This window comes from Stenotrophomonas sp. YJH_SMC_17 (assembly GCF_059371655.1).
Map to the genome: position 1 here is coordinate 237,593 of NZ_JCAFUU010000003.1, position 15,342 is coordinate 252,934.

Annotated in this window: 16 protein-coding genes; 9 read left to right on the forward strand and 7 right to left on the reverse strand. The window is 68.7% G+C overall.

Annotation, left to right across the window (positions count from 1 at the left end):
• Positions 1–91 precede the first annotated feature (91 nt).
• Positions 92–919 carry an isocitrate lyase/PEP mutase family protein gene (locus AC5P8Z_RS10810; RefSeq protein ID WP_286070114.1) on the forward strand — a complete coding sequence of 276 codons (828 nt, stop codon included), beginning with the start codon at positions 92–94 and terminating at the stop codon, positions 917–919.
• A gap of 69 nt (positions 920–988) precedes the next feature.
• Here the strand turns inward: AC5P8Z_RS10810 and AC5P8Z_RS10815 are convergent, their stop codons facing one another.
• On the reverse strand, positions 989–1,522 hold the full coding sequence (locus AC5P8Z_RS10815; protein ID WP_286070113.1) for a hypothetical protein: 534 nt from the start codon (positions 1,520–1,522) through the stop codon (positions 989–991).
• Positions 1,523–1,649: 127 nt separating this feature from the next.
• Between AC5P8Z_RS10815 and AC5P8Z_RS10820 the strand changes: the two genes are divergently transcribed.
• Both AC5P8Z_RS10820 and AC5P8Z_RS10825 read left to right on the forward strand, forming a co-directional pair.
• The gene (locus tag AC5P8Z_RS10820; protein WP_495229019.1) at positions 1,650–2,246 is read left to right on the forward strand and encodes an NAD(P)H-dependent oxidoreductase; all 597 of its coding nucleotides are present in this window, start codon (positions 1,650–1,652) and stop codon (positions 2,244–2,246) included.
• A gap of 16 nt (positions 2,247–2,262) precedes the next feature.
• Complete coding sequence (locus tag AC5P8Z_RS10825) at positions 2,263–2,856, forward strand: TetR/AcrR family transcriptional regulator (protein ID WP_286070110.1); 594 nt, start codon at positions 2,263–2,265, stop codon at positions 2,854–2,856.
• 6 nt (positions 2,857–2,862) lie between these two features.
• Here the strand turns inward: AC5P8Z_RS10825 and AC5P8Z_RS10830 are convergent, their stop codons facing one another.
• A complete protein-coding gene (locus AC5P8Z_RS10830; RefSeq protein WP_286070109.1) occupies positions 2,863–3,657 on the reverse strand; it encodes a D-alanyl-D-alanine carboxypeptidase family protein in 795 nt (264 codons plus the stop codon).
• 121 nt (positions 3,658–3,778) lie between these two features.
• On the opposite strand from AC5P8Z_RS10830, the gene AC5P8Z_RS10835 reads away from it, so the two are divergent.
• Positions 3,779–5,323: an alkaline phosphatase gene (locus AC5P8Z_RS10835; RefSeq protein WP_286070108.1), complete on the forward strand. Its 1,545-nt coding sequence runs from the start codon at positions 3,779–3,781 to the stop codon at positions 5,321–5,323.
• On the opposite strand, the gene AC5P8Z_RS10840 is transcribed toward AC5P8Z_RS10835, so the two are convergent.
• On the reverse strand, positions 5,320–5,523 hold the full coding sequence (locus AC5P8Z_RS10840; protein WP_495229020.1) for a hypothetical protein: 204 nt from the start codon (positions 5,521–5,523) through the stop codon (positions 5,320–5,322). The genes AC5P8Z_RS10835 and AC5P8Z_RS10840 overlap by 4 nt on opposite strands.
• Before the next feature lie 98 nt (positions 5,524–5,621).
• Between AC5P8Z_RS10840 and AC5P8Z_RS10845 the strand changes: the two genes are divergently transcribed.
• Positions 5,622–6,521 (forward strand): LysR substrate-binding domain-containing protein, encoded by a 900-nt coding sequence (locus tag AC5P8Z_RS10845; protein ID WP_286070106.1) that lies wholly within the window; start codon positions 5,622–5,624, stop codon positions 6,519–6,521.
• Positions 6,522–6,546: 25 nt separating this feature from the next.
• On the opposite strand, the gene AC5P8Z_RS10850 is transcribed toward AC5P8Z_RS10845, so the two are convergent.
• The 3 genes from AC5P8Z_RS10850 to AC5P8Z_RS10860 form a co-directional block, all read right to left on the reverse strand.
• Complete coding sequence (locus AC5P8Z_RS10850; protein WP_286070105.1) at positions 6,547–7,263, reverse strand: transporter substrate-binding domain-containing protein; 717 nt, start codon at positions 7,261–7,263, stop codon at positions 6,547–6,549.
• 62 nt (positions 7,264–7,325) lie between these two features.
• Positions 7,326–8,849, reverse strand: a complete 1,524-nt coding sequence (locus AC5P8Z_RS10855; RefSeq protein ID WP_495229021.1) for a carotenoid oxygenase family protein — start codon at positions 8,847–8,849, stop codon at positions 7,326–7,328.
• Positions 8,850–8,875: 26 nt separating this feature from the next.
• Positions 8,876–9,298 carry a DUF2141 domain-containing protein gene (locus tag AC5P8Z_RS10860; RefSeq protein WP_286070102.1) on the reverse strand — a complete coding sequence of 141 codons (423 nt, stop codon included), beginning with the start codon at positions 9,296–9,298 and terminating at the stop codon, positions 8,876–8,878.
• A 166-nt stretch (positions 9,299–9,464) separates the two neighbouring features.
• Between AC5P8Z_RS10860 and AC5P8Z_RS10865 the strand changes: the two genes are divergently transcribed.
• Genes AC5P8Z_RS10865 through AC5P8Z_RS10875 form a run of 3 tightly spaced genes read left to right on the forward strand, consistent with a single transcriptional unit; the run spans position 9,465 to position 11,594 of the window.
• Positions 9,465–10,565 (forward strand): sensor histidine kinase, encoded by a 1,101-nt coding sequence (locus AC5P8Z_RS10865; protein WP_286070101.1) that lies wholly within the window; start codon positions 9,465–9,467, stop codon positions 10,563–10,565.
• Entirely contained in the window at positions 10,562–11,200 is a 639-nt protein-coding gene (locus AC5P8Z_RS10870) for a response regulator transcription factor (protein ID WP_286070100.1), read from the forward strand. The genes AC5P8Z_RS10865 and AC5P8Z_RS10870 overlap by 4 nt, the downstream gene beginning before the upstream one ends.
• A gap of 22 nt (positions 11,201–11,222) precedes the next feature.
• Positions 11,223–11,594 (forward strand): VOC family protein, encoded by a 372-nt coding sequence (locus AC5P8Z_RS10875; protein WP_495229022.1) that lies wholly within the window; start codon positions 11,223–11,225, stop codon positions 11,592–11,594.
• Between the two features lie 65 nt (positions 11,595–11,659).
• On the opposite strand, the gene AC5P8Z_RS10880 is transcribed toward AC5P8Z_RS10875, so the two are convergent.
• Positions 11,660–12,499 (reverse strand): arylamine N-acetyltransferase family protein, encoded by an 840-nt coding sequence (locus AC5P8Z_RS10880; protein ID WP_495229023.1) that lies wholly within the window; start codon positions 12,497–12,499, stop codon positions 11,660–11,662.
• A gap of 203 nt (positions 12,500–12,702) precedes the next feature.
• On the opposite strand from AC5P8Z_RS10880, the gene AC5P8Z_RS10885 reads away from it, so the two are divergent.
• Positions 12,703–15,243 carry a methyl-accepting chemotaxis protein gene (locus tag AC5P8Z_RS10885; RefSeq protein WP_295567185.1) on the forward strand — a complete coding sequence of 847 codons (2,541 nt, stop codon included), beginning with the start codon at positions 12,703–12,705 and terminating at the stop codon, positions 15,241–15,243.
• Positions 15,244–15,342: the final 99 nt, after the last annotated feature.

Genomic DNA, 15,342 nt, shown 5'->3' on the forward strand with positions numbered 1-15,342 from the left:
GCGGCATCACTTCATGCCGGTTTGCTCCCGTCGTCATTGAGCGCGTCCGCCGGGCGGGCTAGGGTGCAGGCCTGCCGCCCCGGAACCCGTCATGACCCCGCCCGACGCCGACACCCAGCGCAAGCGCGCAACCTTCCGCCAACTGCATGCGCAGGGCTGCTTCGTGCTGCCCAATCCGTGGGACGTGGGCAGTGCCCGCTACCTGCAGCGGCAGGGCTTCCTTGCATTGGCCACCACCAGCGCAGGCTGTGCCTGGAGTGAAGGACGACCGGATGGCGCGGTTTCGCTGCAGGCCACGCTGGCGCACCTGCGGCTGATCGCCGCGGCAACCCCGCTGCCATTGAATGCCGATTTCGGTGATGGCTTCGGTGCCACACCGCAGCAGGTCGCCGAGGCGGTGGCTGCCGCCATCGATACCGGCGTCGCCGCACTGTCGATCGAGGACGCCAGCGGCGTGGCCGATGCGCCACTGCGCCCGGTCGACCAGGCCGTCGAGCGTCTGCGTGCAGCGCGTGCGGCCATCGATCGGTCCGGCGGCGATGTGCTGCTGGTCGGGCGCGCGGAGAACTTCTTCGTTGGCGTGCCGGACCTGCAGGACACCCTGCAGCGCCTGCGTGCCTATGCCGAGGCTGGCGCCGACGTGCTGTACGCACCCGGTATCACGACCCCGGAGCAGATCCGCGCGGTGGTTGCCGCTGCGGGATCGAGGCCGGTGAACCTGCTGGTGGGTGGGCCGACGCCGCTGCGCCTGCAGGACATCGCGGCACTGGGCGTGCGCCGCGTCAGCCTGGGGGGTGCGCTGGCGCGCGCTGCCTGGGGCGGCTTGATGCAGGCCACCCAGCCGATTACGCAGGAGGGACGTTTCGATGGCCTGCAGCAGGCGGCCTCGGGCGCGGCATTGAACGCGTTGTTCCGCTAGCGGACAGCCGGTGGATTCACGCCATGCGTGGATGGAGGGGCCGGAGCGTACCGACGCCCAGCAATCGCGCTACAGCGTTTCCACTCCGCCCTTGGGCAGGGTCACGCCCGGCTCCAGTGCCGGCAGCAGTTGCCAGAGCAGCTCCGGGTTGTCGAGCAACCCGGCGCCATCCAGATAGCTCCATTGCGCGGTGCCGACGCGCCGCACGGCGACCATGAACGAGGTGCTGCGGATAGGGGATTCACGTACGCGCAGCAACGAGTAGCGCGGGACGAAGCAGACCTCCTCGTCGCCGGCGGCATAGGTACGGGTCGGCACCCCGGCTTCGTCGCTGATGATGGTGACGCCGGCTTGGTGCAACGCCTTGACCGTGTCGCGGGTCGATCGGGCGTAGACCTCATCACCGCCGGCCAGGCGTTTCAGGCTGGGATGCGTGCGGGCGATGATCAGCTCGGCATCGCCGCGCGCGAACGCGGCCAGCATCCCCTGCACGTCCTGGCGCAGGACGGCCGATTCGGATGGGGTGAGCGCGCCGGCCACGGCCGTCGGTGCCATCGTGGCCAGCAGCAGGAACAGCAGGGGAGCAAGCAGGCGTCGGTGCATCGTCGGGGACCTCCACGGGATGCGGCGCACTATACGGTGAACACAAAAACAGCGTCCCACCGGTGGCGCTGGTGATCCGGGAATCATTACTTACCATTGGTAGTTAATGGTTCCTGGAGAGTCACTCATGCACAGTCTCATCGTCACCACCCACCCGGAAACCGGATCGCTCACCCATGCCATCGCCCAGCGCATCGGCGACGCCATCCGGGCCACCGACGCCGGCAACAACGTAATCCACGCCGACCTGGTCGCCGAAGGCTTCGATCCGCGCTTCAACCGCGAGGACCAGGCCCTCTTCCGCGGGACCGGTCCGGTTCCGTCCGATGTGGCGGCCGAGCATGCGCGGCTGGATGCCATCGATACCCTGGTGCTGGTCTACCCGCTGTACTGGTGGTCGTTCCCTGCCCTGCTGAAGGGATGGATCGATCGCGTGTTCACCCAGGGCTGGGCGTACCAGGACGGCGCCGATGGCAAGGTGCAGAAGAAGCTGCAGCGCCTGCGCGTTCATCTGGTCGGCATTGGCGGTGCGGGCGCGGACATGATCGAACGGCGCGGCTATGGCACGGCGATGAAGACCCAGATCGACATGGGTATCTTCGACTACTGTGGCGCACGCGTGCTGTCGTCCGAACTGCTGCTCGACGCCGACAGCGATGCCGCGCAGGTGCATCTGCAGACCGCATTGGAAATCGGCCGTAAAATCGGTGCTCCAATGAGTTGATCACCGTGTTCCGCCGATGCCTGCCAACGCCGCTCCCACGCGCCGCCGCCTGACCCGAGCGCAACGCGCCCGCCAGTTGCTGGAGGTGGCATGGACGCTGGTCGGCGAGGAAGGCACCGATGCGCTGACGCTGGGGCGGCTGGCCGAAGCGGCGGGCGTGACCAAGCCGGTGGCCTACGACCATTTCGTAACCCGCAACGGTCTGCTGGCGGCGCTCTACGATGACTACGATGCGCGCCAGACCGTGGTGTTCCACGAGCGTATCGGCCGTGCCAGGGCGCAGCTGGCCGACCGCGCAGCTGCGATCGCGTCCGGCTACATCGACTGCATCCTCAGCCAGGGCAGTGAGGTGCAGGGCATCCTCGCCGCCCTGGTAGGCGCGCCGGAACTGCATGACGTGCGGCGGCGTTACCAGCAGGATTTCATCGACAACTGCGAGGTCTGGCTGGGACCGTTCGCTGCCGACGGCACGGTGCCGTTGGCCGGGCGCTGGGCAATCCTCGGTGCGGCCGAAGCCCTGTCCGAAGGCGTGGCCGCCGCGGCACTGGCCAAGGCCGACGCCGAGGCCGAGCTGCAGCGGCTGATCGTGGCGACCGTCAAACGACGTTGACCCACCTCACGCTTCGAGAGCGGAGCCGGCACGTGCGACGAAGCCGGCAGCCAGCTGCTCGCGCACCCGCGCATCGCGCGCTTCGCGGCTGTCCGAACCGAGCACGACCGTGATCAGGCGCACCGGCTGCGCCTGCCCGGGCAGCACCCGGCAGGCGGTGGCGGCCAGGCAGAAACCGGCAGCCTGGGTGTAGCCGGTCTTCAGGCCGTCCACGCCGTCATCGCCGAGCAGTGCGTTCTGGTTGTTGCGGCGGAAGCTGCCATGCGCGAACGCGCGCTGCGCGGTGATGGCCAGGACCTGCGGATGATCGGCCAGCAGGGCGGCTGCCAGTACGGCCACGTCGCGCGCGCTCGACGCATGCTGTGGCGTGGTGATGCCGGATACGCTGGCAAACCAGGTATCGCGCAGGCCGAGCAGGCGCGCGTGGTGGTTCATGCATTCAAGAAACGCGGGCTGCGATCCCCCCAGATGCCGCGCTATGGCCAGCGCGGCGTCGTTGCCGGAGACGATCATCAACCCTTCCAGCAGACGCCCCAGGGTGACGGTCTCTCCGGGGACAAGCCCCATGCGCGTTTCGTCATCGGCCACCGCATGCACATCATCGGCAGCGATGGTGACCGTTTCGTCCCACGAGCGCCCGCTCGCTCCGATGCATGCATAGGCTGCGTAGGCCGTCATCAGCTTGGTCAGTGACGCGGGTTGCCGTGCGATGTCGGCGTTGTGCTGGTGGATCACCGCGCGGGTCGCGGCATCGAGCGTGATGGACGACAGCGGTGCGCGCGCAGGCGGAGACGACGGCATGGATGCGGCGGTGGCGAAGGGGAGTGCGCAGGGTATCGCGCGCTGGCTGCATGAAGCTGCAATATTGCGATGCTATAACGTAACGAAATTCCGGCCCGCCGTCGGCCCGACAGGACCCCTGATGACTGCCCCCTCGAAGCGCCGCGGGTGTCTGCTGCCGTTGCTGTTTGCACTGTCCGCGCTCGCCGCCTGCCAATCGGACCTGCGCGCCGGCACGGCACCTTCCGACGAACGCGCGCCTTACAACGTGATCGTGATGATCAACGACGGGGCCGGCTGGGGAACCTGGGATGCCGCAGCCTTCTGGCAGTACGGCAGCCGCGAAGGCGCCCCCTATGCGGATTTCCCGCAGCGCCTGGCGGTCACCACGTTCCCGCTGAACGCCAGCAGCCAGCCGACCGGCGACAACGCGCAGACCCTCGGCTACGACGCGGGCAAGGCCTGGGATACCGAGCCGGTGCCGGCGCAGGACTTGCCGTTCGCGGGCTACCAGTACCTGGCCGCGGTGGCGACCGACAGCGCCGCAGCAGGCACCGCGCTGTCTTCGGGCATCAAGACCTACAACAACGCCATCAACGTCAACAACGATGGCGACGCCGTCGAGTTCAACACGCTGCGCGCCAAGCGCCTGGGCATGGCCACCGGCGTGGTTACCTCGGTGCCGTTCGCGCACGCCACGCCCGCAGCGTTTGCGGCGCAGAATGCATCGCGCAACAACTACCACGCCATTGCCCACCAGATGCTGTCGCAGGGCCACATGGACCTGGTGATGGGCACCGGCGGCCCCGGCTACAGCGTCGACGGCCGCGCCTGCACTGAAGGCACGGGCACACCACTGGAAGGCTGCGCGAACCCGTGGGAGTGGGTGTCGCAGCAGGACTGGCAGCAGCTGGAAGCGGGACGCACCATCGGGGAAAACCCGGCCGGTCCGTGGCGCCTGGTCCGCAGCAGGGAGGAATTCGCCGCATTGGCGCAGGGACGGTTGCCGGCTGATCGGCCCCTGATCGGCGTGCCACGCGTGGCCAACACGCTTCAGCAGGCGCGCCAGCTGCAGGTGCTGGGCAAGGACGCAGGCACCCCCTCCGGCGTGCGGAAGATCGACAGCGTGCCCGACCTGGCGACCATGGCCCGTGGCGCGCTGCAGTTCCTGCAGCAGCGTTCACCCCGCGGCCTGTTCCTGATGGTGGAAGGCGGTGCCACCGACTGGGCCGCGCACACCAGTGCCTGCGGTACCGAATGGCACTACGGCCAATGCACTGACCAGCCGCAGTATGGTCGGCTGATCGAGGAAACCGTGGAGTTCAACGACGCGGTAGCGGCGGTGGTCGAATGGATCGAACGCAACGGTGGCTGGGAACGCAACCTGCTGATCGTGACCACCGACCACGACAACAGCATGCCGATGGGCCCGGATGCGCAGAACGTGGCCTTCGATCCGGTAAGGAACCATGGACGCGGCCGCATGCCGGGGATGAGCTTCCGTCCAACCGGCAATCATTCCAATGCGCTGGTGCCGCTGTGGGCCAAGGGCGCGGGTGCGGAGCTGCTCGGCCAGCGCGTGCGTGGCGTCGATACGGGTTACCAGAAGCACGTGGGCTGGAATGACGGCAGCTACATCGACAACACCGATGTGGCGGCGGCGGTGCAGCAAGCCCTGCAACGCTAGGGTAGCGCCGGCCGCTGGCCGGCAGCCGCGGGATGCCGGGTCGGCGAGGTTGCCGGCCAGCGGCCGGCACTGCCAGCTGTACCGCTGGGCGACGGCGACGGCGACGGCGACGGCGTCGGGGAAGGGCTGGCCAGTTGCCGCGCCAGCTCGGCGCTGGCGATGTGGCCGTGCAGGAACAACAGGCTGCTGAAGAGGTTCATGAGCGTGCCTCCACTTGAGTGGGTTGCACGATACGGGCAGCATGAGGTGGCAAAAAGCGACATTTCCGCAAGGTGGCCTTGAGAAGGATTCAAGTCTGATGTCTCGTCCGCCCCTCCACGCCCTGCAGGGCTTCGTCACCGCTGCCCGCCTCGGCAACCTGTCGCGCGCGGCGGCGTCGATGAACCTGACCGTCAGTGCGCTGAGCCATCAGATGCGTCAGCTGGAGGAGCGCCTCGGCCAACCGTTGCTGATCCGCCAGGCGCGTGGCGTCACCCTCACCCTGGAGGGCCAGCGCCTGCTCGATCAGGTCGGCCCGCACCTGGATGCGATCAACGAGGCGTTCCAACCCTATGCGGCGCGCGCCGAGCACGTACTGACGATCAGTGCGGTGCCGTCGATGGCCTCGGCCTGGCTGGTGCCGCGGTTGGGGCATTTCGTCGCCGCGCACCCGCAGATCGAAATCAACCTGCAGTCCAGCGAACGCCTGGTCGATTTCGAGCGGCAGCGGCAGTTCGACGCCGCACTGCGGCTGGGCACCGGCAACTGGCCGGGGCTGGTGGTGGAGCCGCTGTTCGACGAATGGCTGCTGCCGATGGCCAGCCCGGCCTTGATCGAGCGCATGGGCGGCATCGACCGCGTGCCGCTGGACCAATGGCCGCTGCTCGGTGACCCGGACGGTGCGTGGGGCGCGTGGTTCGCGTTGAGCGGGCAGAGGCCACCGTCGCGCTTCGTGGCGGTGCTGGATGATTCGGAGGCACACCACAGGGCCGCACTGGACGGGGTGGGCGTGGCGCTCGGGCGGATCACCCGCGCACGCCTGCTGCTGGACTCCGGCCAGCTGGTCGCGCTGTCCAGCCAGCGCCTGAAGACCGACTGGCCGCACTGGCTGGTGTACCCGCCACGCTCGGCCCGCCATCGCGGCTTCCTCGCCTTCCGCGACTGGCTGCACGCGCAGGCCGCCGAGCATGTGCGGCACATGGCAGGCGCGCATCTTTAGCATCGCGCCATGCCCGACGCTACCGTCACCGCACCAGCGTGACGGCCTGCCCGGCGCGTGCGAACGCTTCGCCCAGCAACGGGCCGGCCTTGATCGCTTCCACTTCATCGAACAGCGCCTGCAACGCCTCGACCGGGCGCGAAGCCGGCGCCGCTACCGCCTGCCGGATCGCTGTGAAGCGATCGGCCAGCACGCGGTGGCCAGGATGCGACCGCGCCCAGGCTTCCAGTGGCTGGCGTACACCGGCTGCGGCATCAAGATGGTGTTGCTCGAACAGGTCGATGGCCGCCGCAGACGTGTCCGCGCGCTCGATCGTGGCGTGGCGCAGCTCGCGGCTCAGGAACAGGTCGTAGGCTGCGCCACGGCCGACCGCGATGCGCAGGCCCTCGCGGTCAAGATCGGCCACCTGCTGCGCCGGGCTGTCCTCACGCACCAGGTAGGTGCCTTCGATTTCCACATAGGGCGCGCTGAAGGCGATACGGTCGGCACGCGCCGGATCGATCGCCAGGAAGGCCAGGTCCCAGGCGTCTTCGGCGGCCGCAGCAACGACCGAGGCCGCTGCGTCGTGGCAGGTGAAGCGGGCCTGCACGCCCAGTCGCTGCGCCAATGCGGTGGCCAGTTCCAGCGACGGCCCGCGCGGCGAGCGTGCATCGCCCTGTGCCAGTACAGGATTACCGAGGTTGATCGCCACGCGCAGGAAGCCCTGCGGTGCCAGCGCACTTCGATGGTCGGCCAGGGACATGCAGGGCTCCGCGGTGCAGGGGAGCTCCAGCATGCCTGCCAGGGTGTCCGCGCGGCGTGGACTCAGCCGCGCGCGGCGAAGGTGCCGTGGAAGCCCAGTGGCACGGCATACGGCAACCACGCCTGTGCCAGCGGGCCGTCATCCACATGGCACGCATCCAGCACCGCCAGGCCGCTGCGCTTGTTCACCGGGTCGAGCAGGGTGCCGACCAGCCAGCCGTCATCGGCGTTGCGGCTGCCCGGGCGCGGTACGAAGACGTGCTCCTCGGCCATGATGTCCGGCCCGTAGTGCCACAGCTGGCGACGCCCGCGCTCGATATCGAACGCGGCCACCGCGTTGAAGTACGGTGCATGAGCCGGGCCGTCGATGGTGGGGGCGTACAGCCGCGCGCCACGCGTGTTGGCGGAGCGCGGGTCGAACAGCGGGAACTCCACCGCGCTGATGCCCAGCGTCTCCCAGCGCGCGCGGCCCTGGCGCAGGTCCAGGTGCAGCTCGACCAGGCTGGCACCACTGTTCGCGGCGTGGGCGCCGTCCCCGGCCATCGCCTCCTTCATCGGCGAGCGCGCCTCGTTGATATCGTCGTGACGCACCGCACGCAGCACGATGCCGCCATCGCGGGTGAAGGTATCGCCGAAGTGGTAGATCGCCGCGAACGGTGCCTCGAACCATTGCGCCTTGTCCGGCGCGTCCTTGGCCACCACCGCGATGCGCGCGGGGCGCTGCGGCGCGAACTGCATGCGCTCGAAGAAGCTGCCGCCGGTGCCGGTGAAGTCGAACGGCATCAGCACGAACACCAGGTGCTGCCCGGTCATCGCGAACGCATGCAGGTAGCCGTGTTCCGGCGTTTCGATCACATTGGCGCTGCGCAGCTGGCCGTCCCCGCCGATGTGCCAGACCAGCAGGCCATGGCCTCCCATCAGGCTGATCGAGCCGAAGTTCCACACACTGCCATCGCGATCGGGCAACGGATGCGCGGAGAACGGCAGCGCCGCCAGGTCCGGGCGCCAGGTGACCGGGCCGAGCGTCTGCAGTGAATCGGGGTCCACTTCGAACGCCGAGCCGGATTCGCAGAGCGCGAACAGCCGGCCGTTGATCATCGTCACCGAGGTATTGGCCACGTTGGCGTCATCGTTGTTGCGCACGGCCAGTGCGCCGGGAACGCTGGTGCCGGCGGCCGGGTACTGGAAACGGCCGGCCTTCTGTTCGCGGGTGAACTTCGGCGTGGCGACCATGCGCCCGTGATGGGTCAGGCTGCCATCACCATTGAATCGCCAGCCATGCACCATGCCGTCGCCGTCGAACCAGTGGTCGTAGCGGAAGCCGTCACGCTCGGTCCAGGCCGGGCCATTGCGGTACAGCGTTCCAGCGAGGCCGGCCGGCAGCCGGCCCTGCAGTTGCACGGTGGCCGGGCCGAGGCTCTCGCTGGTGGCGCTGCGCCAGCCCAGCAGCCACGGGTGCTCCTGCAGGCCCTGCGCGAAACGGGCCGGGTCACCGGCGAAGGCCGGCGCACTGCGCAGTGCGGTGGCGCCCAGGGCCAGGCAGGCGCTGCTGCTGAGCAGGGTACGGAGGAAGCGGCGACGGTCCATGATGGCCTCGGGTCTGGATGCAGGAATCAGCGCAGGGTGATGTCGATGGCAGCGCCGGCGGCCGGCACGTCGACGCGCGCCTCGTCGAAGGTCGGCTTGCGCATCACCTGCGGGTTGTTGCTGAAGCCGTAGCCTTCCACCGGCATGCCGACCAGATTGGTATCGAGCTTGCCGTTGTCGTTCTCATCGTGGGTGAGCAGCACCGCGTAGCTGCCGGCGGGCACGCCCTTGAACACGAAGTGGGCGCTGTCGCCGCTGGGCTTGGCCTGCTGTGCCTGCACCGGTGCGGCCTTGCCGTCCCAGGCGGCCGTGCTGTTGACCAGAGCGACCCGCAGGGTGCCGGTCTGCACGCGGACATCGTGCACGGTCACCGCCAGGTCGGCGGCATGGGCACTGCCGGCCAGGGCCAGGGCAGTCAGGGCGGTGCTGAGCAGGGCGATTCGGATCATGGCAGTAGCTCCGGAAGAGGACGTGGTGGTGTGCCGCGGTGTGGGGCCAGTCTGCGCGGGGCACGGCGCCGGGTTCAGGGCCAGAGGTCATCGATCCGACGTGCCAGAAGTCACTTTCTGCACTGGACCCATTGCCGGTTGCAGTCGCGGCCGTCAGCATCGGGTCATGCCCAGCCTGTTCCGCCACCTGTTGCGTCCCCTCAGCCTCGCTGGCCTGGTCACCGTGTTGGTGGTGGGCCTGTCATTCGGCGTGCAGGGCCCCGTTGCCGGCCGCAGCCAAGCGTTGCTCGGCATGTTCCTGCTGCTGTTCGTGGTGCACGGATGGGCGGCAATGCCGACCCGCGTGCGTGCACTGGCTGCGGTGCTGCAGGCTGTGCTGGCGATCGCGCTGGTCGCCCTGCAGCCGCGTACCGGGACCGCGCCGGTGCTGCTGGTGGTGCTGGTCGCGCAGCTGGCCGAGCACTGGCCGCCGCGCTTCGTGCTGGGGATTGCACTGGTGGCCAACCTCGCCATGTATCTCGTGCTGCGCCACAGTGGCTTCACCCAGCCGTTGCTGGTGGTGCTGCTGTATGGCGGCTTCCAGGCGTTCGCGGCACTGACCGCACACTACGCACGCAGCACCGCGTTGGCCCGTGACGACCTGGCCCGCGTCAATGCCGATCTACTGGCTACGCGTGCGCTGCTGGCCGACAGTGCTCGCGACGCCGAGCGCCTGCGCCTGGCCCGCGAGCTGCACGATGTGGCCGGCCACAAACTCACCGCGATGCGCTTGAACCTGCGTGCGCTTGCGGCCGATCCGGTGCTGGCCGGGCGCGAAGGGTTGGTGCTGGCCGAGCAGCTGTCCGGTGAGCTGCTGGCCGACATCCGCCAGGTGGTGCAATCGATGCGTGACGACCGCGGCCTCGATCTGGCGACCGCACTGCACGCCCTGGCCGCGCCGTTCCCGCGTCCGACGCTGCAACTGCGTATCGGCGAGGGCGTGCGCGTGACCGACCCGCTGCTGGCAGAGACCGTGCTGCGCCTGGTACAGGAAGCGCTGACCAATGCCGCCCGGCATGGCAACGCAGACACCGTATGGCTGACGATCAACGAAGAGGACGCCCGGTTGCGTATCGACATCCGTGATGACGGCCAGCGCGCCGAGCGTATCCGCGAGGGCAACGGCATCGCCGGCATGCGTGAGCGCCTGGCGGCGGTGCGCGGCCAGCTGGAACTGGCCCGCACCGCACAGGGTGGCATGCACCTGACTGCCTGGGTGCCGGCATGAGCGGCGCCGCGATCCGCGTTGCCCTGGCCGATGACCAGGCGCTGGTGCGTGCGGGTCTGCGTGCGCTGTTGCAGGGGCTGGGCGTGGACGTGGTGCTGGAAGCTGAAGACGGCCAGGCGCTTTTGGATGCGCTGGCCACCCAGCCGGTGGACGTGGTCCTCAGTGACATCCGCATGCCCGGGATGGATGGCATCGAAGCGTTGCGCCAGCTGCGTGCACGCGGTGATGGAACCCCGCTGCTGCTGCTGACCACCTTCGATGAAAGCGATCTTCTGCTGCGCGCAAGCGAGGCAGGAGCGCAGGGGTTCCTGCTCAAGGACGCGGCGCCGGCCGACCTGCGCGAGGCGATCGAGCGCGTCGCCGCCGGCGAAACCCTGCTGTTGCCGGTCAGCACCGAGCCCGTGCGCGCGCGCTACCGCTTCCATGATGAAGCACCGCCCACCGACACCTTCGGCGAGCGCGAAGTGGCGATCCTGCGCCTGCTGGCCGGTGGCTACAGCAACAAGGAGATCGCGCGCAGCCTGTTCCTGGCCGAGGGCACGGTGAAGAACTATGTCTCGGCCATCCTCGACAAGCTGGGCACCCGCGATCGCACCCGTGCAGTGCTGAAGGCGATTACCCTGCGCATCATCTGAGTGGACCGAGCAAGGAGTGCCAGTGAACCCGATCCTGCATGTGGAAATCCCGGCCAGTGACCTGGACCGGGCCATCACGTTCTACCAGCGGTGGCTGCAGGTCGCGGTGAACGAACCTATCGTGCTGCACGACTGCCGGATGGCCTACCTGCCGTTCTCCGATGACGCCGCCGGTGCCAGCATTGCGCTGGTGCACGGCGCGGACTACCGGCCCTCCGAGCAGGGCGCCCGCATCTACATCGGCGTCGATGACCTGGATGCGAGCCTCGACCGTGCACTGCAATCGGGAGCTGAGCTGCGCTTCGGCCCGGCCGACGCGGGTGACTGGCGTGTGGCCGAGATCCGCGACAGCGAAGGCAACCGCATTGCGCTGCAGGCGCGCGCAGCTCTGTAGAGCCGAGCCCACGCTCGGCTGCTGTTGGCCCAGCCGCTCCAGCTCAGCCGAGCATGGGCTCGGCCCTACAAGGTCGCGGCGCGCGAGCGCTGCAGCCAGTCATTGATGGCCGGGTCCAGTCGCGGGTCGTCCGGCAGCTGCATGCCGAAGCGCTGCTGCAGTACGTCACGCACATCATCCACATCATGCAGCGGGCGCTTGTCCGGCGCCTGCCCGGGGCGGTACTCGGTGTAGTTGCCGCTGCCGATGGTGCGGCGCCAGTCCGGTCCGGTCAGCGACACGCGTAGCTGGCCCGGGAAGCTGGAATCGGGGTGGGTGCATACGTACCAGTTGCCCACCACGTTGTCGATCGGTGCAGGCGCCTGCAGATCGAAGCGGTACATCGCCCGCCAGCCGTCGCCGGATTCGGCCGACAGCACGAAGTCCCCCTCATCGGGCAGGCGCTGCAGCAGGTAGCGCTCGTGTGGCGTGGCCTGCGGCTGCGGGTCACGCAGCCGCAGCGGAACGGTCGGGGTCAGGCTGCCGAAACCGGCATCCACCAGCCAGTCATCGCCCTCTACCTGGACGCGCAGCAGCAGGTGGGTACGCGCGGTCAGTTCGCCGTCATGCGCTGCCAGCAGCACGCGCGCACTCAGAGGCTGCGCATCAAAGCCCAGTGCCTGCAGCAGGGCCAGCAGGCCGCCATTGAGTTCGAAGCAGTACCCACCGCGGCGGTCGTCGAGCAGCTTGCGCTGCACGCTGTCCAGGTCGATCGGCACCGCATCGCGCAACAGGCAGCTGAGGGTCTCGAACGGCAACAGTGCGTTGTGACGCTGCTGCAGCAGTGTCAGGCCCGCCAGCGTCAACGGTGGTGGCGCATCCAGCTGCAGGCGCTGCAGGTAGCGGGGGACATCAAGCGTCGTCATGGCGGCACCGGGCGGGGGAGGGAGGTCCACTGTGTTCCCCCAACCGGGGTTGAGGTCAAGCGCGGCGGCGATGTCATCCCCCCGTCGCCTGTGCCCGGTACAAAGGCCGTGTCCGCCAGCGATCGGCGCGGTCGAACCAAAGAATTCCTAAAGTTGCTTCAGATCTGGCCGATACAGATGCGTCTTTCCGCCTGGAGTCTGTCATGTCGGCCGTTGTTTTCCACCTCCGGTCCCTGCGCACGCGCCTTGGCACGTGGCGCTCGGCGTCCCCCGACCTGCTGTTGTGGCTGCAGCCGCACCGCCTCAGCGTGGCCAACAAGCTGAAGGCGACCCTGTGGGTATGCGGCCTGGGGCTGGTCGCGATCGCCGCCGTCTACGCCTGGACCGGCCACGCCAGCGCACAGGCTGCACGCGACCAGGCCAGCTACCAGCACGGCAGTGATCTGGCCGCCAGCCTGGCCACACGGGTGGCCGAAGCGCGCCGCCTGCAGACCCAGTATGCACGCAGTTTCAATGATGCCGACCGCGACCAGCTGCTGGTGACCCAGAACGCCCTGCAGGCCGACCTGCGGGCGCTGCGCGCGATGCCGATGGATGCCAGCCGGCGCAAGGCCCTGCAGGCGCTGACCGAAGCCGCCGATGCGTTCTCGCAGGGTGTGGTGGCGCTGTTCGAACGTGTCGATGAAATGGGGCGCGGTGACGCTGGCCTTGCCGCGCAGCTGCAGCAGGCGGCCGATGCCCTGCAGACCCAGGTGGACGCCCAGCAGCGGCCGTCACTGGCGCTGTCCCTGCAGAAGATGCGCCGTCAGGAAGCGCTGTTGCTGCTCGATGGTGATTCCACACATGCCGATCGTGCGAGCGAAGAAAAACTGCCGTTTGATCTGGCGCTGGCGGGCCTGTCCACCGATGTGCAGGACACCCTGCGCAGCGGAATGGACAGCTACCAGATCGCATTGCTGGGCTATACCGCGGCCCGTGTAGGCCTGGACGTGGAGGCACAGTCACTGCTGGAAACCGCCGCTGGCGTGGCACCGGCACTGGCCGCATTCCAGCAGGCGCAGGTCGCGGCGCTGGCCAGTGCGCAGGCACGGCAGCAGACGGGCGCGCGCACCATGAGCGTGCTGTTCGCACTGACGCTGCTGCTGGTTGCCGGTGTATTGATCACCAGTCTGGTGCTGGTCCTGCGCGCGGTGCGCCAGCCGATCCAGGACACCCTGCGCTTCGCCAGCGACATCGCTGACGACCGCCTGGACACCACCTTGCGCGTTTACAACACCAACGACGAGATCGGCCAGCTGGCCCAGCGCTTGGTCGACATGCAGCAGCGCCTGCGCGCGCGCATCGAGACCGAGCGCGCGGTGGCGCGCGGCAACACCCGCGTGCGCCAGGCATTGGACAGCGCGCAGACCGGCCTGATGGTGATCGATGCGGAAGGACAGGTCGCCTACGCCAACCCGGCACTGCTGCAGCTGCTTGGACTGCGGTACGAGGATCTGGTGGGCAGCGACGCGGTACACCTGCATCCGGCCCTGGCCGGCCTGGCCGGTGTGCGCCAGCGCGAGGAGCGCGAGATCGGCCATGCCGGCGTGCGCTACCAGCTGATCGCCAACGCCATCATCGACGAAGCGCAGTTCCTTGGCGTGGCGGTGGAATGGCGCAGCCGTGCGCTGGAAACCCTGTTGGAAACCGAAGTGGCCGCGCTGGTCGATGCCGCCGCGCACGGTGACCTGCACGGCCGCATCGCGCTGGAGGGCAAGCAGGGCTTCGTACGCACCCTGTCGACCAGCATCAACCGCCTGCTGGCGACGTTTGAAACCAATCTCGGCGACCTGCAGGCGCTGCTGGCTGCGTTGGCCCGCGGTGACCTCAGCGTGCGCATGGAGGGTGAACTGCAGGGGGTGTTCGCACGCATGCGCGACGATGCCAACGCCACCGTCGCACAGCTCGGCCGCATCGTCACCCGCATCCAGCACGCCACGTCCAGCTTGGATACCGGCGTCGGCGAGATCGTCGCCGGCCATCACGACCTCTCGCAGCGTACCGAACAACAGGCGGCCAACCTGGAAGAGACGGCCGCATCGATGCATGAGCTGACCGACACCGTTGGCCGCAATGCGGATGCCGCAGGGCGTGCCGACGCGCTGGTCAAGGGTGCCGCAGCGGTGGCGCAGCGCGGCGGCGAGGCGGTTGGCCAGGTGGTCGCGACCATGCAGGGCATCAGCGAGGCCTCGCGACGGATCGGCGACATCACCCAGCTGATTGATGGCATCGCTTTCCAGACCAACATCCTTGCGCTCAACGCGGCCGTGGAGGCGGCACGCGCGGGCGAGCAGGGCCGCAGCTTTGCCGTGGTGGCGGCAGAAGTACGCCTGCTGGCCCAGCGCAGTGCCGAGGCGGCGAAGCAGATCAGGGGATTGATCGAGGATTCGGTGGCGCGGGTCGGCCAGGGTAACCGGCAGGCCGAGCAGGCGGGTACCACCATGGGCGAGATCGTTGGCAGCGTGCAGCAGCTGGCCGAGCTGCTGGCCGGTATCCGCAGTGCATCGCAGGACCAGCATGCTGGCATCGCGCAGGTGAACCAGACCATCGTGCAGATGGAAGCCAGTACCCAGCGCAACGCCAGCCTGGTGGAAGAGGCTGGTGCCTCGACCGCGCAGATGCAGGTGCAGGTGCATGCGCTGGCGGAAGCCGTTGGCGCGTTCCGGCTGCAGCCGGAACAGCGGGCGGCACGCGCAGCGGCCTAGGCGGTGCTGTTCTGTGGGCCGGCGGGGAATCAGCCGAGCGCAGGCTCGGCTCTACATCATCAGGCCCGGGAAACGCTGTAGAGCCGAGCCCATGCTCGG